The sequence below is a fragment of the Seonamhaeicola marinus genome (assembly GCF_008085455.1).
Map to the genome: position 1 here is coordinate 478,286 of NZ_VSDQ01000577.1, position 22,173 is coordinate 500,458.

The 22,173-nt window shown below is 32.8% G+C and carries 15 protein-coding genes and 1 other RNA gene; 5 read left to right on the top strand and 11 right to left on the bottom strand.

Annotation, left to right across the window (positions count from 1 at the left end):
* Positions 1–88: 88 nt before the first annotated feature.
* From ffs to FUA24_RS10380, 3 genes are all read left to right on the top strand, one after another.
* Positions 89–187, top strand: an RNA gene (gene ffs, locus FUA24_RS10370) — signal recognition particle sRNA small type.
* 152 nt (positions 188–339) lie between these two features.
* Positions 340–1,143: an SDR family oxidoreductase gene (locus FUA24_RS10375; RefSeq protein WP_148542061.1), complete on the top strand. Its 804-nt coding sequence runs from the start codon at positions 340–342 to the stop codon at positions 1,141–1,143.
* Between the two features lie 58 nt (positions 1,144–1,201).
* Positions 1,202–1,627 carry a hypothetical protein gene (locus FUA24_RS10380; protein ID WP_148542063.1) on the top strand — a complete coding sequence of 142 codons (426 nt, stop codon included), beginning with the start codon at positions 1,202–1,204 and terminating at the stop codon, positions 1,625–1,627.
* A gap of 5 nt (positions 1,628–1,632) precedes the next feature.
* Here the strand turns inward: FUA24_RS10380 and FUA24_RS10385 are convergent, their stop codons facing one another.
* Entirely contained in the window at positions 1,633–3,045 is a 1,413-nt protein-coding gene (locus tag FUA24_RS10385) for a TlpA family protein disulfide reductase (protein ID WP_148542065.1), read from the bottom strand.
* A gap of 193 nt (positions 3,046–3,238) precedes the next feature.
* Between FUA24_RS10385 and FUA24_RS10390 the strand changes: the two genes are divergently transcribed.
* Complete coding sequence (locus FUA24_RS10390; protein ID WP_148542067.1) at positions 3,239–4,864, top strand: ABC-F family ATP-binding cassette domain-containing protein; 1,626 nt, start codon at positions 3,239–3,241, stop codon at positions 4,862–4,864.
* Between the two features lie 79 nt (positions 4,865–4,943).
* Here FUA24_RS10390 and FUA24_RS10395 read toward each other — a convergent pair whose 3' ends face one another.
* The 10 genes from FUA24_RS10395 to uvrA all read right to left on the bottom strand — a co-directional run bounded on the left by FUA24_RS10395 (position 4,944) and on the right by uvrA (position 21,344).
* Complete coding sequence (locus FUA24_RS10395; RefSeq protein WP_148542070.1) at positions 4,944–5,180, bottom strand: putative signal transducing protein; 237 nt, start codon at positions 5,178–5,180, stop codon at positions 4,944–4,946.
* A gap of 87 nt (positions 5,181–5,267) precedes the next feature.
* Positions 5,268–6,125, bottom strand: a complete 858-nt coding sequence (locus tag FUA24_RS10400; RefSeq protein WP_148542071.1) for a phosphatase PAP2 family protein — start codon at positions 6,123–6,125, stop codon at positions 5,268–5,270.
* Between the two features lie 9 nt (positions 6,126–6,134).
* Positions 6,135–8,561, bottom strand: coding sequence for a phenylalanine--tRNA ligase subunit beta (pheT, locus tag FUA24_RS10405; RefSeq protein ID WP_148542073.1), 2,427 nt, complete (start codon positions 8,559–8,561; stop codon positions 6,135–6,137).
* 82 nt (positions 8,562–8,643) lie between these two features.
* A complete protein-coding gene (locus FUA24_RS10410) occupies positions 8,644–9,117 on the bottom strand; it encodes a hypothetical protein (RefSeq protein WP_148542075.1) in 474 nt (157 codons plus the stop codon).
* Positions 9,118–11,265, bottom strand: a complete 2,148-nt coding sequence (locus FUA24_RS10415) for a beta-N-acetylhexosaminidase family protein (protein WP_148542078.1) — start codon at positions 11,263–11,265, stop codon at positions 9,118–9,120.
* Between the two features lie 5 nt (positions 11,266–11,270).
* A complete protein-coding gene (gene budA, locus FUA24_RS10420; RefSeq protein WP_148542080.1) occupies positions 11,271–12,101 on the bottom strand; it encodes an acetolactate decarboxylase in 831 nt (276 codons plus the stop codon).
* A gap of 150 nt (positions 12,102–12,251) precedes the next feature.
* A complete protein-coding gene (locus FUA24_RS10425) occupies positions 12,252–14,660 on the bottom strand; it encodes an alpha-ketoacid dehydrogenase subunit alpha/beta (RefSeq protein ID WP_148542082.1) in 2,409 nt (802 codons plus the stop codon).
* A gap of 173 nt (positions 14,661–14,833) precedes the next feature.
* A complete protein-coding gene (locus FUA24_RS10430) occupies positions 14,834–17,665 on the bottom strand; it encodes a gluzincin family metallopeptidase (RefSeq protein WP_148542084.1) in 2,832 nt (943 codons plus the stop codon).
* A 142-nt stretch (positions 17,666–17,807) separates the two neighbouring features.
* Positions 17,808–18,497, bottom strand: coding sequence for an LOG family protein (locus FUA24_RS10435; protein WP_148542086.1), 690 nt, complete (start codon positions 18,495–18,497; stop codon positions 17,808–17,810).
* 15 nt (positions 18,498–18,512) lie between these two features.
* A complete protein-coding gene (gene uvrA / locus FUA24_RS10440; protein WP_148542088.1) occupies positions 18,513–21,344 on the bottom strand; it encodes an excinuclease ABC subunit UvrA in 2,832 nt (943 codons plus the stop codon).
* Between the two features lie 111 nt (positions 21,345–21,455).
* Between uvrA and FUA24_RS10445 the strand changes: the two genes are divergently transcribed.
* Complete coding sequence (locus FUA24_RS10445; RefSeq protein WP_148542090.1) at positions 21,456–21,980, top strand: hypothetical protein; 525 nt, start codon at positions 21,456–21,458, stop codon at positions 21,978–21,980.
* Positions 21,981–22,173 lie beyond the last annotated feature (193 nt).

The window sequence follows — 22,173 nt, forward strand, 5'->3', positions numbered from 1 at the left end:
GATGATAATTTAATTTATAGCAAGATATTTATTAAAAATCAGTTTAGAAAAACATTGTGAAAATTTTAAAAGGTTGTATCTTTGCACCCGGCAAGTCCTACACAACCAGCTCCTGTAGAATCCTCCAGGGCGGGAACGCAGCAAAGGTATATGGTCGTAGCGGTGTGATGTAGGTAGCTTGCCTTTTTTTGTACAATAAATTTAAATCTTGCAAGCGTATGCTAGTCAAGATTTTTTAGTTTAATATACACCTGTAATAGCGGGAACATAAATAATTAAATTTTCTTTTCGGCAATGTATATTGTATTTTGCCGCTTCATATTATCTAAAGATTAAAAAATGTCTAAAGTTGTTTTAATTACTGGAGGATCTTCTGGAATTGGTAAATCTATAGGAGAGTTTTTGTGTGCTAAGGAGTTCATTGTATATGGTACAAGTAGAAGCCCTCATAATTACCCTGAAACTAAGTTTCCAATTTTAGCCTTAGATGTAAAAGACATTTCAACAATTAATGCTGCGATAAATACTGTAATTGAAAAGGAGGGAAGACTAGATGTTCTAATTAATAATGCTGGTGCAGGTATTACAGGGCCTATTGAAGAGACTCCAGAAGCGGAAATAAAGAAGAACTTTGAAACCAATTTCTTTGGACCAATAAATGTTATTAAAGCCGTTTTACCTCAAATGCGAAGCCAAAAGGCTGGTTTAATCATTAATATAACATCTATTGCTGGTTACATGGGATTGCCTTATCGTGGTATTTATTCTGCCAGTAAGGGAGCCTTGGAATTAATTACAGAGGCCTTTAGAATGGAGCTTAAAGGTTTTAATATTAATATGACAAACGTTGCTCCTGGTGATTTTGCAACTAATATTGCGGCAGGAAGATATCATGCACCTCTCTTAGAAGATTCTCCATATAGGGAACCATACGGTAACACTTTAGATTTAATGAATGAGCATGTTGATGCCGGAAGCGATCCAAACGAAATGGCTAAGGCAATTTTTAAGATAATCAATACTTCTAAACCGAAAGTGCATTACAAAGTAGGTGAGTTTATGCAAAAATTTTCAATTGTTTTAAAACGGATTTTGCCTGATAAAGTCTACGAGAAACTTTTAATGAATCATTATAAGTTATAACTTTTTGGTATGCTCTTTGATAAAATGTTTCAATATCATCATCAATCAATTAATTATTATGAAACATTATTTATCAATTTTCCTCGTATTTTCTTTTTTTGCGTTTACAGCATGTGATGATGTTGTAGACTGTATCATTAATGTTAGACCAGAATTAAAAAATAAGGAATTAGACCATGCCCATGTAGATGAGTATTATTTTGAAACGGTATCGGCCGAAATTAAAAACGAAACCAGAGATAACGATTATGATTACTTCTTTAGAGTTTCTGGAGATTTACCAAGAGGCTTAGATGTGATTTATGAAAGGCGAAAAGTCGTTTTTGAAGGTATACCAAGAGAACCAGGAAGATATACTATAAGAGTTCATCTGGAAGTTGAGGCCTTTAATGAGTACTATTTTGACGAATACGGGAACGAAAGGTATCACGACCCTTTATGTTCTAATAACACATCAAAAGTATACACTTTAGTTGTGCGTTAAAAACGCTATTTTTTTAGTTTAGAAAGTTGTTTCTCAAAGTGCATTGCAAACATGTTAGTGTTTGAGCTAACTATTTTTTGATTTTCATCAATAATAATAGTTTTTGTCATTGGATAGATTGCCAAGGTTTTCTTTGATTCTTCAGGAGTTTTAAATAAATACTGATTATCACAATTAAACTTGCAGTCCTTTAACGTTTGCTTTGGCTTTTCATAACCATAATCATCAATGTTTATATTAATGAACGTAACGTTAGGATATTTTTCTTCTAAAGACTTAATTTTTTTGTAGCTCTTTTTGAAGTGCTCGTAATATTTGTGAGACCAAAATGTAATTACTGTAGGCTGCTTAATTAGAGCGTATATATCGAAGATGTTATTGTCAAAATCTACAACGTCAAAGCTAGGAAACGTAGCGCCGTTCTGAAGTTTTTTTATAGAATTTGAATAATTGGTCATTAATAATTTAGCCTTTTCATTGGTTGTTTTATCTAAATACGAGTTTAGAACAACATCAGAATCTTTAGCATTTTTACTAAATGATAAATACTTTATGGTAAAATGGTAGAGCAACTCATTTTTTATATCGGGGTGAGTAACTAAACTATCAATAAGCTGTAACTTATCAATGTTATAACCTAAGGATCCCCAATTAAAAACTTTGTTTTTATTTTTTTCAGAGTAGCGTTCTAAGGATAGGGTGTTAAAATGATGTCTTAGAAAGATATGATAGTTATGGTAATTCTTAAAGAATTCATCATTATAGTTAATATTCTTTCTATAACTATAAAAGTTCGCTGGTAAAGATTTTAGAAAAGCTCCTTTAAACTTACCGTGGTGCATTAACGGGTAAACTTCTTTACAAGAGTTGTAATGAAAATTAATATTAGCTTGAGCAATCTTATTAAATAAAGGAGTTACCTCATACTTATCACTAAAACGCTCCAAAGTTTTTAATTTACTATTCTGAAGAGAATCAATATGGTTCTTGTAATCGCCAGCGTTTAATTGGCACAGTTTTAATATATGTTTCTCTTCTTTTTCATTCTCTAAGAATTCATTAATAAAGTAATTATTCTTTTTAGAGCCTTGACCAGTGTAAACCAAAGATTCATCAAATTCTAAAGTGTTTAATCTAAGCAAAATGCTATCATAAGCTTCAATAAGTATAGATTGATACTCCCCGCCATGCTTAAAAGAATGCATTCCCTCTTTTAAACTATCTATCTTAAATATAAATCTATTTCTTCCGTCTAACCTAATGGTGTCCGCTTTGTGTTCATCATTAGTAAGAATGACGTATTTAGAACTTGGGTTTATGATTTCACCTCCAAAATAGGCATGAGAAATTTTGTTTTCAGATGTATTACATCCAAAACATAAAATCAAGCTTAAAAATGAAAATAAATATAACTTCATGTATCCCTCATTAGTTACGAATTACTAAACAAAAATAACTTATGCATTTAAAAACTGTTGTTAATGCGTTGTTAAATGTTGTATTTACTAAGTTAAAGCGTTTAACAGTTGTTTTTTTACTCTTAAAATTAGAAGCTATAAGTTTCCACTTACCAATTCATTTTTCTACTTTTGCAAAAATTAAAATAATCATATGTTATCGGTATCGAATCTTTCTGTACAATTTGGAAAACGTATTCTTTTTGATGAAGTAAATACTTCTTTTACTAAAGGAAACTGTTATGGTATTATTGGAGCAAACGGAGCTGGAAAATCTACTTTTTTAAAGATAATTTCGGGCAAAATGGAGGCTACTTCTGGGCACGTTTCATTAGAGTCTGGTAAACGTATGTCTGTTTTAGAACAGAATCATAATTTATACGACGAACATACAGTATTAGAAACGGTTTTAATGGGAAATAAACCTTTATTCGATATTAAAACTGAAATTGATGCGCTTTATGCAGATTACACAGATGAAAATGCTGAAAAAATTGGAGAGCTTCAAGTAACTTTTGAGGAAATGAATGGTTGGAATGCAGATAGTGATGCAGCAGCTATGTTATCTAACTTAGGTATAAAAGAAGATTTTCATTATAGTTTAATGGGAGATTTGGATGGTAAACAAAAGGTACGTGTATTATTAGCACAAGCGCTTTTTGGAAATCCAGATGTATTAATCATGGATGAGCCTACCAATGATCTTGATTATGAAACCATTTCTTGGTTAGAAACTTTTTTAGCTAACTATGATAGCTGTGTTATTGTTGTATCTCACGACCGTCACTTTTTAGATGCCGTTTGTACACATATTTCAGATATTGACTTTGGAAAAATTAACCACTATTCTGGTAACTACACATTCTGGTATGAATCTTCGCAATTAGCGGCTAGACAAAGAGCACAACAGAATAAGAAGGCTGAGGAGAAAAAGAAGGAATTAGAAGAGTTTATTCGTCGTTTTTCTGCCAATGTAGCTAAAAGTAAACAAGCTACGAGTAGAAAGAAAATGATTGATAAGCTTAATATTGAAAGCATTAAACCATCTTCTCGTAGATATCCTGCAATTATTTTTGAACGTGAGCGTGAAGCTGGTGATCAAATTTTAAATATTGAAGGATTAGCGGCCTCATTAGATGGAGATTTGCTATTCAAGAATATTGATTTGAATCTGGCTAAAGGAGATAAAGTAGTTGTGTTTTCAAGAGATTCTAGAGCAACAACGGCGTTCTACCAAATTATAAATGATAAAGAAAAAGCAGATTCTGGAACCTATTCTTGGGGCGTTACAACATCTCAGTCTTATTTACCATTAGATAATAGTGAGTTTTTTAATAATGATTTAACTCTAGTAGATTGGTTACGTCAATGGGCTAAAACCGAAGAGGAGCGCGAAGAAGTAAATATTAGAGGGTTCTTAGGTAAAATGATTTTTAGTGGAGAGGAAGCGCTTAAGAAATCTAATGTTCTGTCTGGAGGAGAAAAAGTGCGTTGTATGTTAAGTAGAATGATGATGATTAGAGCAAATGTTCTTCAGTTAGATGAGCCAACCAATCACTTAGATTTAGAAAGTATTACTGCATTTAATAATTCTTTAAAAAACTTTAAAGGCACAATTTTATTTACTACTCATGATCATGAATTTGCTCAGACAGTAGCTAATAGAGTAGTGGAACTAACTCCAAATGGAGTAATTGACAGATATACTACGTTTGATGAGTATATGCAAGATGCAAAAATCAAAGAATTAAGGGATAAGATGTATGCCGTAACAGCATAATCTGAGATATACGCAAATAAAAAAACACCTTCTAGTCGTAGAACTAAAAGGTGTTTTTTTTATTTAAAAATTATTTATTTTAAGCTTGAAGTTCCGAATTCAGGCTTTCAATAATTTGTAACGTTTTATCTAATTCATCTTTATGAACGTAAACTTCTTGAAGCCCTTGAACAGCAGCTCCAAAACCAGCCAATCTTCCAGCTTCTGTTTCATCTTTAATTACAGCTCTGATATTTACGTTTTCAAGTTCATTCAAAACACGTTTTACAATAATAAAATCTCCAGTAAATACTTTGATATAGTTTGAATCTGTCATAGCTCTAAAATTTAAGGGTTCTCTTAAATATACTAAATTTTAGGGAAATTTCATAATGCTTTTAACTAAAATTCTTAAGTGCGAAATTTAGAATGTGCCAACTAATCCAACTTTGTTGGGGCCAAAGGAAATATTCCAAGAAATTGCTTTTGGCTTTGCATATGGAATATTATGAGATTCATTTTTATATAGAAATTTATCTATACCATCAACAACGACTATACTTAGTATTGCCCCAAAAGTCACATCAGTTAACCAATGTGCACCATCTACAAGTCTTGAAATAGGAGGGATGGCACCAATTGTGTAAATACCAGCTTTAACCCAAGGGTTCTCAAATTGTTTTGCTATAGCGTGAGACATTGTAACAGATAATACCGTATGCCCAGATGGAAAAGAATGTAATCCTGGTTCTTTAGAAAAAGGTTCAAAATAATGCGCTCCTAATTCTTGACTGGGTCTTGCTCTACCAAATCCATTTTTGGCAAAAGTTTGAATTAAACCTGTAGTTACAGAAGAAGAAATAATCAAAACACTAGTACGTCTTACCTTTTCATTTTTTGTAAATAACCCGTATCCATATAAACCTGCATTGGCAATAAAGTAGTTTTGAGGATTGCCAAAGTACCAACCAAAATCTCTTACAATTTTAGGGGTTCCATCTCTTTGTCTTATAGCAAAATCGTAGGCTTCTTCATCCGCTAATGATAAAACAGCAGTTCCAACAATTAGTCCACCAAACTTAGTAAAATCCTTTTTCTTCCATTTAATAGGTCTTGTGAATGAGTGTTTAACACTATGCCAGGTGGCATTAATATCATATTTTAAAAGAGACCATGTTGTTTCTTGAGATTGGTCTATTTTATATAATTTGTTTTGAGCGTTGGCGTACGGAGCTGAAAAAACACAGCACATAAGTACCACAAAAAAATGTTTAGTAAGCATGACAATTATCTATCTCAGTTCAGCACCAAGTTGCTTTTCAAAGTTTGCTTGCAACTTGTTCATAATTTTATCTATTTGCTTATCGGTAAGCGTTTTATTTTCATCCTGTAAGGTGAAACTAACGGCATAACTCTTTTTACCTGCTGGTAAGTTTTTACCCTGATAAACATCAAATAAATCCACATCTTTTAATAACTGCTTTTCTGTTTGAGAAGCAATCTTATCTATATCTTCAAAAGTAACGGTATCATCAAGAAGTAAGGCAAAGTCTCTACGTACAGCAGGATATTTAGGAATATCTTTAAACTTAACTTTATTATGCTTTACCATTTCTAAAACGGCATCCCAATTAAAATCAGCAAATAAAACATTTTGACCAATTCCAAAGTGTTTCAAAATCTTTTTATTTACTAACCCAAGGTCTACTAGTTTGTTTTTACCTAATGATAAGCTTATACCCTCGCTAAAAATATCATTTTTAACCGGAGAAACCTTATATCTAGATAAACCTAATCTTGCTAAAATACTTGTAATGGTACCTTTCAGGAAGAAAAAATCGCTTTTTTGAATGGCGTTTGTCCAACGTTCTTGAGAACGATTTCCAGAAACAAAAACAGATAAGTGCTTAAATTCTTCTCTGGTTTCACCAAATTGGTGATATGTTTTACCAAATTCAAATAGCTTTAAGTTATCTTGTTTTCTGTTAATATTATAGCTTACAGCTTCTAAACCTGAGAAGAGTAAACTTTGTCTCATTACACCTAAATCTGTACTTAAATGATTTAAAATAGATACGTTATGTTCTTCTTTTAGGTGTTCACTAAGTTCAGTGTACTTGGCAGTAGTTAGGGAGTTGGCCATAATTTCATAGAATCCTTGAGATACTAGTTGATCTCCAACAACATTTTGAATTCTATGATCATCATATTTGGATGTACTAGATATTGAAGCATTTAGCTTTTTAGTAGTTTCAATATTGTTGTATCCATAAACACGAAGCACCTCTTCTATAACATCAGCCTCACGCTGTACATCATTTCTATAAGCTGGAACCGTTAATCCTAAACCTGTTTCGGTTACATTATTAACTTTAATTTCTAAGGATGATAGGATGCTTTTTATAGTTTCTCGAGGAATCTCTTGACCAATAAGTTTCTTGGCATTTTCAAAATTTAATAAAACTTGAAAATCCTCAATCTTATTCGGATAAATATCTGTGATTTCACTTGTAATTTCACCTCCTGCAATCTCTTGAATTAATAAAGCAGCACGCTTTAAGGCATATTTTGTGAAATTAGGATCAATACCACGTTCAAATCTAAAAGAGGCATCTGTATTTAATCCATGACGTTTAGCTGTTTTTCTAACAGAAACAGGATTAAAATAAGCACTTTCTAAAAAGATGGATGTTGTTGTTTCCGTAACACCTGAATATTCACCACCAAAAACACCAGCAATACACATTGGTTTTTCGGCATCGCAGATCATTAAGTCGTCTTCATGTAATTCACGTTCTATACCATCTAGAGTAGTAAACTTTGTGCCCTTTTGTAAAGTTTTAACTTCTACTTTGTTCCCAGCAATTTTAACTGCATCAAAAGCATGTAGAGGCTGTCCTAGTTCATGTAAAACATAATTTGTAGCATCAACAATATTATTTATAGGAGCTAGGCCAATAGCCTTTAATCTATTTTGTAACCAGCTTGGTGATTCTTTAACTTTTAAGCCAGAAATAGTAACACCACAGTATCTAGGTGCTAATTCTTTATTAACAACGTCTACATCTATTTTTAATGTTCTATTTTCAACTTGAAAAGCACTAACAGATGGTGTTATTAATTCAAGATTGGTACCTTTTTGTAATAGACCAGCTTTAAGATCTCTTGCAGTTCCTAAATGACTCATAGCGTCTGCTCTGTTAGGAGTTAAGCCGATTTCAAAAACTTGATCGTTTTCAATGTCAAAAATACTCGCACAAGGTGTTCCAACTTCTAAAGCATCGTTTAGGACCATGATACCCTCATGAGATTTGCCTAAACCAAGTTCATCTTCGGCACAAATCATCCCGAAGCTTTCTTCACCTCTTATTTTCCCTTTTTTAATTTTCCAACTTTCACCCTCCTCAGTGTAAAGTACTGTGCCAATGGTAGCAACTGGTACTTTCTGCCCTGCAGCAACATTGGGAGCACCACAAACTATTTGCACTGGAGCGTCTTCTCCAATGTTAACTGTAGTAACTTTTAACTTATCTGCGTTAGGATGTTTTTCACAAGTTAATACTTCACCAACAACAACACCTTCAAGCCCTCCTTTTACAGACTGATAGGTCTCAATTCCTTCTACTTCAAGCCCTAAGTCTGTTAGTAATTCACCTGTTTTTTCTGGAGTCCAATCTATTTTTATAAACTGCTTTAACCAGTTATATGAAATCTTCATAAAGTCTACTTCTTGTTAAGAGGGCAAATATAAAATAATGCTCAATAGCATTCAAACTAAAGTATGATGATTTACAATTTTGTTATTCTAATTCTTCAATCATGATATTAAAATCATATTGTAAATCTTCATGTAATGTGCTCATATGTTTTTTAGCTAAAAATAACTGGCGCTTATACATGTTTAATAATTGTGTACTCCGTTGAATATTCGGTTTAAAATCTTTTAGTTTTTTACAAAAGTAGAGCAGGAGTTCTACTTCGGTTTCCTTTTTTTGCGAATACCTAACGTACTTCTTTATATTTCTAAGAATTTTTCTAACGCTTTTGCGTATGTAGTAGAAGCTATCTCTATTTATAATTTCAAATTCTTCATCAATATAGTCTTTTACACTTTGAATATAGCCTTCCTCATTATGAGATTCAAAAAGAAGATAGGTAAGTAACTCTTTATTTTCTTTTTTAAATCTAGATAACCTCAAACAAATATCCTGTACTTCTTTAGGTGTAAGTGTGTTAAGTTCTTGTTTTATTTCTTTTACAGAGACAGCTTTCATTTATTGTAATTTCTTTACAGCTTCTAGTTCTTTTTTTACTTCATTTACCATATCATTCCAATTCAGAGCTCCGGGACGTGCCAACATTTGAGGTTTGTAATTAAGGTTTGATATGTGGGCGTATTTTATAACAGCTTCTAGGGCTTTTTCCATATTACTTATGGCTACAATTTTGTAAGCCTCTTCTTTTCTTAGGTTGTAATACGCTAAATCTACAGCGGCATTAATTTTATGAGCGTAATATATGCCTAAATAACCCATGGCTTTTATATCTGAAATTAAGGCTTTAGATTGAGCAGACATTTCTGGATTATACAGTTTTTCTGCAGTATCAATACATTCATAACCCCAAAAGATTAAATTTTCAGAGACTTGAAGAGGAGTTGTTTCCTCAACTTTTTCTCTTTTAGAGGTTTTTAAAGCGTAATCTCTCGGATTGATAAGGTTTTGACCTGACATTACGGGATTATTTACAAAATCAAAAACATCTCTAAAACCTCCAAGCTTTTCTCTTGCTCTACAAGATTCTACAGACCAATCAGCATCCCAATTGCGCCAATGAAATCTGTTCACCTGTGGAATAATCTTAGAAGCAGTTTGCCAAGCTCTGAATAATGATTTATTATCCTTGGAGTTATAGTGTTTATCAAAGGTTTTAAAAATAATCTCTTCCGATAGTTCATTGTTATAGCCTAAACGCCCCCAAAGCATAAACTTGAATTTATGTTTGTCAAATTCATATTCTCCAGAAAGTTCTGGCACTTTACTAATAAATTCCTTAGCCCATACGTAACCATCAGAACCCATATAATAACCCTTGGTGTCTTGAGGCATATTTGCAATAAACGCCCTAACGTAATCCGTATTAGCCCATCGGTAAACAAAAATGTCATCATTTCTAAGGTTCCACCAAGACTTGAGATTATACTGTTTCATTGATGCAATATGATCGTCATAAAAATTAATGCTAGGAGAGGAGTACAGGCGGGCTTTAGCATACTTAAAGCTTACATCAAAATCATCTGGATATTCGCCCCAATAGTTCATTATTTGAGCCATGTCTGAATGCCAAACTCTATGTATTAAGTCTACCTTTCTGTTAGGCTGTTCTTTTTTGAAATCAAGAATTCCAAGTCCATAGGTGTTCCAAACCCATTCTTCTCTATTCGAACCTTCCCAAGTTAGGGGCATATGCTCACCAGATGTTATACCAATTCCTTTTACGTATGGATATGTTTTTAAGAATTCTTTTACTGCTGCACGATGGTATGCAATGGTTATTGGGTTATCCATTTGATGTGTAATACCATGTTTACCAGGTTTTTCATCGGTCATATTTATTCTATAGGTTTTGTACATGGGATCAACTGGCGTAGCTACGCTATTAGGGCAAATATTCCAATTTACCCAGTAAATATCAATGCCTCTATTGTGGGCATACGCCATTACTTTTTGCCAAAAGGCTATTTTTTCTTCAATAGATTGCTTTTTTACAAGTTTCAGATTGTCAAAAACTACGCTTGAAACCAATCCAGGATCTCCCATTTCATTTTCTAATCCGTTTGGTGTATAACTTGTGGTATAGATGTCATCTAATGCTACTTCTGGATAGTCCTTTAACTGGATTAAAGAAGGGAAAGGGTGAGGGTTCCAGAGCGATAATACATTGTATCTGTTTACTGCCATTTGGTCCAGATAGTTTTTCCAAAAGTCCCATTCCCAAACCGTTTTTACATTTTTGATAGCCGCATCACCAGAGTCATCATAACTGGGCGTTCTAGCATCTAGTGGAATATTCATTTTTAAACCTCTTTTCAAAATAAAGGGTTCATGTGCGGTATCTACAACGTTACCGTTCAATGAAAGCTGTTCTGAAACTTCCAATCCACCATACATTAGCCCAAGTTCATCGCCTCCTGCAATAGTAAGCTTTTCGGCATGTACCGAAACTTTATAGGCTTGAGGTTTAAGGGTAGAACTATCAATTATCCAAGTAATATTTAGTTTTTTAAGACCATTCTCATCAATGGCCTTTTTTACGTGTTCTTTTGCGAAATCAACTAAAGGCGATTGAATTTGCGTCGATTTTGAGCAATTAAAAAGTGTTACGCTTACTAAAAGCGTAATAAAAACAAAATTCCTAAACATAGTTTCTAATTGTATTGAAATTTCTTGCTCAGGTTTACGTTTTCAAACTCCTCGCTTTTAGGTAGATCAAATTCGTATTTCGTTTTGGTATCGAACTGAACCTCTAATGTTAAAGAGGATTCAAAATCCATAACATGACCTCCCCATTTTTTATCATCACTAATAAAATGAAAATGGTGTCCTTTGGCATTAATGTGTCCAATAAAATCTGGACAATAAAAACCTACTAAAGTTCCTGAAATATTTTCAGCCTCAAAAACAGGCCTGTTGGGTATGAGTACATCTAGTCCGTCTTTAAAAGGTCTCTTAACTTTAGGAACACCTCCCAATTTAATATGTTTAAAGCTTCCATGAATTTTATATACATAGAAGTAATGAGGGGATTTCTTCTTTGCGTCTAGTTTAGAAGGTAAATCGCCAAATTTTACAGTTTCTTCTATAGGAAAACTGTCTTCTTTATTAAAAAAAGCTGCATCGGCATAGACAATTTCATCCTTGTCTTGTCCCACACTAATTTCTCCATTTTCTCTTATGCGATAGGGTATTCCATCTAACATAATCAGTTCTCCATCAAGAAAATCAAAAGAGCCTAATCCTACATCCCCATGTTTTTTTAATTCCTCTACGGTTAAATCGCCGTCAAATACTTTGTTAACAAAGGCAAACCAAATGGAATATTGATAAAATGTATCCTCATTTAGTGTATAATCATTGGTGGAAGCAATAGAATTATCTTGAGGTGCTTCAGCTGGTTTTGTAGATTTTTCAGATTGTTTAATACAAGAGCTGAGTGATAATAGAAGGCTAAAGACAATCAGTTTTAAAAAAGGTTTCATGTTTAGTTTATTTAGTGTTTAGTAAGTGAAACGAATTTAACCAATTTAAAAAGGAAAATCAATGTGTTGCAAATCAAAGTTTTGTAAATAGTGTTCATAAAAAAAGCCTTTCGATAAAAGAAAGGCTTTATTATTATTTAGATTTTGTCTTTATCTTAATTTTGGATAGTCTGAAGGACTAACTTCATGCATTACTTTATAAATAGCTTCAAAAATATCTTCGGCAGATGGTTTAGAAAAATAATCACCATCATCTCCATATGCAGGTCTATGCGGTTTGGCTGTTAATGTCTTAGGTTCGCTATCCAAATATTGGAACGCCTTTTGTTTATTTAGAATTTCATCTAAGATATAGGCTGAAGCTCCACCAGGTACATCCTCGTCAATAATCATAAGTCGGTTAGTCTTTTCTATACTTTTAACTATATCATGATTAAGGTCAAAAGGCAATAAAGACTGTACATCAATCACTTCGGCATCAATACCAACAGTTAGTAACTCTTTAGCTACCTTTTCTACAATGCGTAAAGTGGACCCATAGGACACTAGCGTAATATCTGTTCCTTCTTTTACAGTTTCTGTAACTCCAATAGGTGTCCTTAGATTTCCTAAGTTATTAGGCATCTTTTCTTTTAGCCTATAACCGTTAAGACATTCTACAACAATGGCAGGATCATCACCTTGCAATAAAGTGTTATAAAAACCTGCAGCTTTTGTCATATTTCTAGGCACTAATAAGTTTACACCTCTACATAAATTGAGTAATCCTCCCATTTGCGATCCTGAATGCCATATACCTTCTAGTCTATGACCTCTGGTTCTAATAATAAGTGGTGCTTTTTGTTTACCCTTAGAGCGGTAGTGAATAGTAGCAAGATCGTCGCTAATCGTTTGAAGCCCATAAAGAATGTAATCTAAATACTGAATTTCAGCAATTGGACGTAAACCTCTAAGAGCCATACCAATTCCTTGTCCAATAATGGTAGCTTCTCTAATACCAGCGTCTGCAATTCTAAGTTCTCCGTATTTAGCTTGTAAACCTTCTAATCCTTGATTTACATCACCTATATTTCCTGTGTCTTCACCAAAAACTAATGCCTCTGGGTAATTATTGAAAATGGTGTCAAAATTATCTCTTAAAATAATTCTGCCATCCACAAGCGGAGCATCATCATTATAAGTTGGTTTAATCTCGGTAATTCGCGTATTGTTATGCGCAGTTTCAGAATACAAATGCGAGCTAAATAGGGGTTGGGTCTCTTCTAATACTGAGTTGATCCAATTTCCTAGTTTTTGTTTTTCTGCATAGGTTTCACCAATTGTATATCTTAAAGCTTTTCTAGCACAAGAAAGAATGTCTTTTCTTGTTGGTTCATCTATAGCAGAAATAGTCTCCTTTAATTTGTTGACAAAAACGCCATTTGCGGATTTTGACGCAACTTGTGTTAAAAGTGCAACTAATTCATTTTTTTCTTTAACTATAGGTCTTAAAAATGTATTCCAAGCATTTTTCTTAGCTTCTCTAACTTCTCTTTTTATCGTGCGTTCAATCTCAATAAGTTCTTCGGCAGTTGCAATACTGCTTTCAATCATCCATTCGCGCATTTTAAGATTACAATCATGCTGTCTTTCCCATTCTAAGCGTTCTGCACTTTTGTAGCGCTCATGAGAGCCTGAAGTGGAATGACCTTGTGGTTGTGTTAATTCAGTAACGTGAATTAAAATTGGAATATGTTCTTCTCTTGCAACATCTCCAGCTTCTTGAAAGGTTTCAACTAAATTGGCATAATCCCAACCTTTTACACGAAGAATTTCATAACCCGCATTATTTTCATCGCGTTGAAAACCTTTTAAGATTTCGGAAATATTTTCTTTGGTAGTTTGGTGCTTAGCATGCACGGAAATACCGTATTCATCATCCCAAACACTTATAACCATTGGTACTTGTAAAACACCAGCCGCATTTATGGTTTCAAAAAAGAGACCTTCACTTGTACTGGCATTACCAATTGTTCCCCAAGCTACCTCATTACCATTAACAGATAGGTTGCCAGATTTAATATCATCCACTTTTCTAAATACCTGAGATGCTTGAGCTAAGCCTAGTAGTCTTGGCATTTGTCCTGCTGTACATGAAATATCTGGACTTGAATTGTATTGTTGGGTTAGATCTTTCCAGTTGCCATTCTCGTCTAGGCTATGAGACATAAAATGCCCTCCCATTTGGCGACCTGCAGACATTGGTTCTTGGCTCATATTTGTATTGGCATATAAACCTGCAAAGAATTGTTCGGCTGTTAATTCTCCCAAAGCCATCATAAAGGTTTGGTCTCTGTAGTAACCCGATCTCCAATCTCCTTTTTTAAAGGCTTTAGCCATTGCTAATTGAGGGACTTCTTTACCATCTCCAAAAATTCCGAATTTAGCCTTACCAGTTAATACCTCGCGTCTTCCTAATAAACTACATTCTCTGCTTCTAACCGCTATTTTGTAATCGTTAATTACTTCAGCTTTAAAATCTTCGAATGATATGTTTTTTAAATCGGGAATACTCTGCATAATTTAAGAACGGTTTTTCAATGTGCAAAAATAGGTGATTTATACCGATTTTGCAATTTTAAGCCCACTCTTATTGTTAACAATTGTTAAAAAATAATTAGTTTTTTATGTTTAAATTGAATATTTTTCAAAATAAACGCTGTTTTTTGTAAAAAAATGTAATTATTAGTGTTTTAAAACCATCTTCTACGGAAAAGACCTAACAGGACTTGTGGGTCTACGGTAAACTTGAATCTTATCTTTTGATCGTAGTTTGGTTGTCCTATTTCCCAGCCAAGATTAGAATACAGAGGAAAGTAAATTTCAAAGTAATCTGTAACCAGGTTAAGTCTTATTCCAGAATCATATACAAAATGTGTGGAATCAAACTTGTTCTTAACTAAGCCAATGTCGCCATAAAGTAAAACATACTTCCATAATGTTGTACTTGCATTGAGTGTAGACATCCACTGGTTGGCATAAGGAAACTCTAATTTAGATTTAAAACCACCTTCTGCTGTTATAAATTGTTGGCTAAATATCCCTGAAGATTCAGAACGTCCTAAATAAGCATATTCAAATAAATAATCTGTTGGTCTATCTAAAGCAAAACTAAAGTAGTTAGAATCTAGGTCGGTTTTATTGCTTATAAATGCACCTGTAAAGAATCTTAAGTTTAATTGCCTATTACTTTCAAACAGTTTTCTATATTCATACTTAAAAGATACTTTACTAAATTCTTTTGCTAATTGAAAATCTGCTGTCCATTTTCCAAAGTTTATTAAGTTATCATTAGAATGAATATACCTGGCGCTAAAGACACTATAATTTGGTTCGGAAGACGTTAAGATATTATTTACATCTTTATCTCTATGAATATCAATATATCTAAAACTTAATATTTTACGTTTGTTAGATCTGAAATCATTGTCGTCTCTAAAATAAAATGTAAGCGAAGGTGTTATTCTTCTCACAAAAAGGTCTTCGGCATAGGAAGAATAAGAGGCTCCAATACCATAGTTTATTCTGTATAAATTCTTGTTTTCTAGATAGTGAATATTAGAAATAGTAGTTGATCCCGTTAGGGTGCGTGAACCAAAGGCATATCTTGGTTCTATTTTGTAATTTAAAAGTTTTCTTAGAACCGTTTTGTTATACATTCTTGCTCCTAAACTAAGGCCATCATAGATATTATTATATTCTATTACAGGCATAAAGAAAACTTGACTGTAATGCGGGTCTTCTATGTCTTGAAATACTCTAAATTGAAGCGGTTTATTATATAAGCGATTTCCTTTTAAAGATTTCCAGTTATCCCTAACGTTTATTTCAGGAATAGCTTTATTGTAATTTAGAACTAGCTTATTTGCATCGTTTCTAGGAATCGTAATGGTTTTGCTTTTTGATATGTTTTGAACCCAAGTTTTAGAAATGATACTGTCATCTTTTAATGCGTATAGCGAAATGGGCATACTATTTTCACGCTTATTCTTTATGGTAAGTGTAACAGAATCCTCAGTTTTAATAACATTTTTGATTTTAAAGTCAATTTTTTTTCTAGTATTTAGGTAATCATCAAAAAACCAACTAATATCTTTAGATGTTTTGGACTTTATGAGATCTTCAAAGTCTTTAGTAGATATGTCTTTTAATTTATTCTCTTTTACAAATTCGGAAAGACTGTTTTCTACGATATCTTTATTCACAAAATCGTCTAGATATCTTAAACCTAATCCTGCTTTGTATTGGTTAGCTATGTTACTGTTAAATTTTAAAAGCGAATCTTTAGGCATTGTTAGCTTTTGATCTCTATTTGTTCTGGCCATTAGCATAAAAACAAGTGTATACTTGTCATTAAACTTCATATCTGCTGCATGAAATGCTCTTATTCCCCAAATATCTGCAAAGGAGCCAAGAAATTTCATTTTTGGATAATATTCATCAACATACTTAATTAAGTAGTAGATTTGAATACCATCCATTAGCCATTGCTCTTTTCTTGGGTTAAGAAGAAGTGTGTTTTCTAAATAATTATTTAATGCAATCTTTAGAAGCTTTATTTCGTACTGAAAGCGATTAGGGTAAGGTTTTAAGAATTTTGGTAAAAAGTTTAATCCATATATAGGATTCTTGTTATAGTCAATATGTGATACAATAAGTTTTTTGTGAGGATATTTGCCTAAGTTTTCCTCTAGAAATCCAAGTATTTTTTCTGTTATCAATACCTTGTCTATAACCTGAAGCTTTTTATCTTCTATACCAGACACTAAGGCAAAATCATCATTCTGAATAGTGTTGAAAATCTTTTGCTTATTTAGGAATAATTTGGTGTTTAGTCTATTTTTTCCTGAGAGTTTAAGGTTTTGATTATTAGTGTTTTGCGTGTGGCTATCTAAATCTAATTCTGAAGTTACTTTAAAGTCCTTAGGGCAATAGAGATCCAACGTAATATCTGCTTTAGGGATGAATAAATCATCTAAATCTTCGTTACTATAATACTGCCAATTCCCATCATAAATTGCAGGAGTAATGTACCAATATCTTAAGTTAATATCACCTTCATTGGTTAAGCCATATTTAGTAAATTTAGAATTCGGTATTCTTACTACATAATCCAATTTAATTTCATAGTAGTCCTTAGGCATTAAGGGGTTATTTAAAGTAACTTTAACAACATCTGGTGAGTTTTCGAGTTCGCAATATTCTAAATCAATACCATTTTGCTTAATTGATGTTACAACCGAATACCCTCTATCTTTATTTTTTGCTAAATGAAAATCGTTTTTATACTCGTCTGCAATTCTTTTGGCTAAAGGTGTGATTTTTGTAGAATAACTGTTGCCCCAGTTATTTAAATAAATGGTATCTAGTGTTTCTTGTGAAGTGTTATAATACCTAATAGTTTGAGATATTGAAATCTTTCTATTTTCAACATCAAAAACTGCTTTAAGATCAATTTTATTTTGGCTAAAAACACTAAAGCAAACAAAGTAAAAGAAAAAGCAATTTATGAGGCGGAATTTCAAAATCAAATAAACATTTAGGGTATAAATTCAAAAATAACTTAAGGCACTGCAATATAGTAAAATATGCTTTTAAGCACGCTTTAATATAATGTTACCAATGTATTATTATAACAAGTTAGTATAAAAAATACCTAATACCTAACTAAAAATTAGGACTTAATTGAGATTCTTTATAAAAAGCATCTAGAATTTCGGTAACTTCTTCTGGGGTGTCAACTAGGTGAATTAGGTCCATGTCTTTAGGACTAATATTGCCAAAAGTATCAAGAAGTGTATTTTTAATCCAATCTAAAAGACCTTCCCAAAATTCGGTTCCTACAAGTATAATTGGGAATGTTCCAATTTTATGGGTTTGTATTAGTGTTAAAGCTTCAAAGAATTCGTCTAATGTGCCAAATCCTCCTGGCATAACTACAAACCCTTGAGAATATTTTACAAACATTACTTTTCTAACAAAGAAGTAATCAAAATCTAGGCTTTTATTATGATCTATATAAGGATTATCATGTTGCTCAAAAGGTAATTCAATATTCAATCCAACTGAGGTTCCTCCTGCTAAATGAGCGCCTTTGTTTCCGGCTTCCATAATACCTGGGCCACCTCCAGTTATAACGCCATAGCCGGCTTCAACAATTTTCTCTGCAACATCAACGGTGAGTTGGTAATATTTTTGATCTGGTTTTGTTCTTGCCGATCCGAAAATGGAAACACAAGGGCCAATTTGACTCATTTTTTCAAATCCATTAACAAATTCTCCCATAATCTTGAAGATTGCCCAAGAATCATTTGTTTTAATTTCATTCCAACCTTTATGGTGCAGTTCTTTTCTCATAAATTTTAATTTTTTCTAATTTAATTCTTTTTTAAGGAATTTGGCTGTATAACTCTTTTTATGTTTAATAATCTCTTCTGGCGTACCTTCAACGACTATTTGTCCGCCACCTCTTCCTCCTTCATGGCCAATATCTATAATGTGGTCTACGGTCTTAATAACATCTAAATTATGTTCAATAATTAGAACAGTATTTCCTTTATCTACAAGTTTATTTAAGACTTGCATTAGCACTCTAATATCCTCAAAATGAAGTCCTGTTGTAGGCTCATCAAGAATATAGAAAGTGTTTCCTGTGTCTCTTTTACTTAGTTCCGTGGCAAGTTTAATCCGTTGAGCTTCACCTCCAGAAAGGGTAGTACTTTGTTGCCCTAGTGTTATGTAGCCCAAGCCAACGTCTTGAATAGTTTTGAGTTTCTTGTAAATTTTTGGTATGTGTTCAAAGAAACCTACAGCCTCGTTAATGGTCATATTTAAAACATCACTAATAGACTTTCCTTTGTATCGTATTTCTAAAGTTTCTCTATTGAAGCGTTTTCCTTGGCATGTTTCACATTCTACATAAACATCTGGTAAAAAGTTCATTTCAATAACGCGTAAACCTCCACCTTGACAAGTTTCACAACGCCCGCCTTTAACATTAAAACTAAATCGGCCTGGTTTATAGCCTCTAATCATAGCTTCAGGTGTTTTAGCAAACAAAGCTCTAATTTCACTAAAAGTCCCAGTATACGTTGCAGGGTTACTTCTAGGCGTTCTCCCAATAGGGGATTGGTTAATATCAATTACTTTATCAATATGTTCTAGACCTTTAATGTTTTTATAGGGCATTGGTACTTTTACACCGTTAAAATAATGCGCATTTAAAATAGGATACAAGGTTTCATTAATTAAAGTAGACTTTCCACTACCTGAGACACCTGTAACTCCTATCATTTTACCTAAAGGAAATTTAACAGAAACATTTTTAAGATTATTACCTGTGCAACCTTTAAGTTCTAAAAACTTACCATTACCTTTTCTACGCGTTTTTGGAATTTCAATTTCTTTTGATCCGTTAAGGTAATCGGCAGTTAAGGTATTGTGTGTTTTAAGTTCATTAATATCGCCTTCACTAATAATCTCTCCTCCGTATTTTCCAGCTTTTGGTCCAATATCTATAACGTAGTCCGCACGCTCAATCATATCCTTATCATGTTCTACCACAATTACTGAGTTACCAATATCTCGTAGAGAAACTAAGGAATTAATTAGTTTTTCGTTATCTCGTTGATGCAAGCCTATGCTAGGTTCATCTAAAATATAAAGAACACCAACAAGTTGCGAACCTATTTGAGTAGCCAATCTAATACGTTGTGCTTCACCTCCAGACAAAGTTTTGGAACTTCGGTTTAAGGATAAATAATCGAGACCAACATCTAATAAAAATTGCAACCTAGATCTGATCTCTTTTAGTATTTCTTCAGCAATTTTTAATTGTTTTTCGGATAGGTGATTTTCTAAATCATTAAACCAAGTAACCAACTCAGCAATATCCATATTTGCTAATTCGGCAATATTTTTTCCGTTTATTTTAAAATAAAGGGATTCTTTCTTGAGTCTAGAACCTTCACATTCTGGACATTTAATTTTGTCCATGTATTCTTTTGCCCATCGTTTTAACGATGTAGATTCTGCAGTTTTATATTGATTTTCAATAAAGTTAGCTACGCCCTCAAAATCAATATTGTAATTTCTTGTTACGCCAAGGGTTTTACTTTCAATCTTAAATTTTTCATTTCCCCCATAAAGAATCATTTCTTTGGCTTCATCTGGAATGTCTTTGTAGGGATCCGATAACTTAAAATTGAAGCGTTGTGCAATGGTTTCTAACTGTTTAAAAATCCAGCTTTTTTTCTCTGGACCATGTGGTGCTAAAGCTCCGTTTTTAATAGAAAGCGTATCATCTGGAACTATTTTATTAACGTTTACCTTGTAAAGTTCGCCAATGCCATTACATGTTGTGCATGCACCTTTAGGAGAATTAAAAGAAAAATTATTAGGCTCTGGGTTTGGATATGATATGCCAGATGAAGGGCACATTAGATTTCTACTAAAATAACGGGCTTTGTTTGTATCTTGATCTATAACCAATAGCACATCATCTCCATGATACATTGCGGTATTGATAGTTTCAGTAAGTCTCTTGTCATTGTCCACCGAATCATTTACTACCAATCTATCTATTACAATTTCAATATCATGAGTTTTGTAACGATCTAGTTTCATCCCTTTGGTAATATCTCTAATGTCACCATCGGTTCGTACTTTTACAAAACCTTGCTTAGCAATTTGTTCAAAAAGCTCTCTATAATGTCCTTTTCTAGACCTTATAACAGGAGATAGGATGTTTATACGTTTGCCTTCAAAGTCTTTTAATATAAGCTCTTTAATTTGCTCATCGCTGTAACTTACCATTTTATCACCAGTATTGTAACTATAGGCGTCACTAGCTCTGGCAAAAAGAAGGCGCATAAAGTCGTAAATCTCTGTAATGGTTCCAACTGTAGATCGTGGTGATTTACTGGTTGTTTTTTGTTCAATGGCTATAACGGGAGATAGACCATCAATTTTATCAACATCCGGTCTTTCTAAGCCTCCTAAAAATTGTCGGGCGTAAGCAGAGAAGGTTTCAATATATCGACGTTGCCCTTCCGCATAAATAGTATCAAAAGCTAAGGACGATTTTCCACTACCAGAAAGCCCTGTAATAACAACAAGTTTTTCTCTGGGTATTGAAACATCTATATTTTTTAAATTGTGAGCTCTGGCTCCTTTTACTTCAATAAAATCATTCAATTGGCTCATATTTGACAAAAGTGCTAATTTACAATTTTAGTTGTTAATTTTCTGTAAACATTTCTTCTGGATTTGTTATAATTGTAAACAGAAGTTCGAATATTAAATTTTTAAAATAAGATGAAATTATTAGGTATAGGTTCAAGAATTAATCATAGTGAATACGGTAAAGGTGTTATAACCAATGTTACATCTCAACATTATTGGGTTACATTTATTGATAAAGGTTTAGAAACTATTGATTTAGATAGTGAATTTGATATTATTGAAGCCGCTTATGATGATGTTGATACCATTAGTTTTTATGATGTTGAAACTAGTTTAGTGAATATTTTAAAGAAGTGGAGCGATGTTTCTGAAGTTGTTACTATTGCCGATAAATACAAAGGAGGAACGCTTATTTTACAACCAGCGGATGAAAATTTAAAGGCTTATGAATTACCAATAGACAAATTTTTCCACAAAATAACAATGGTTAGAGATAGACTTCGTGTAATGGAGCAGCGCATAAATTCTAGTGATTTAGATGAGCAACAAAAGGTAGACTTGCAGCAATATGTAACAAGAATTTATGGTAGTTTAACAAGTTTTAATGTATTGTTTAAATCTGATTCCCAAAAATTTATAGGCCAACGAAGTAAATAGATTTAAGGCTTTTTGAAAAATGCTTTTTTTATGAGAATCCAATACATAATTATTGGAAAAAATATGCATATTACAACCGAAGCCACAACATAATTCATTCCAACAAAATCAAAACTTCTTAGAAAATCGACTGATTTATCAAATAGTGTATTTGAAAAATTGGAAAAGTCTTTTATAAAAACACATAGAATAA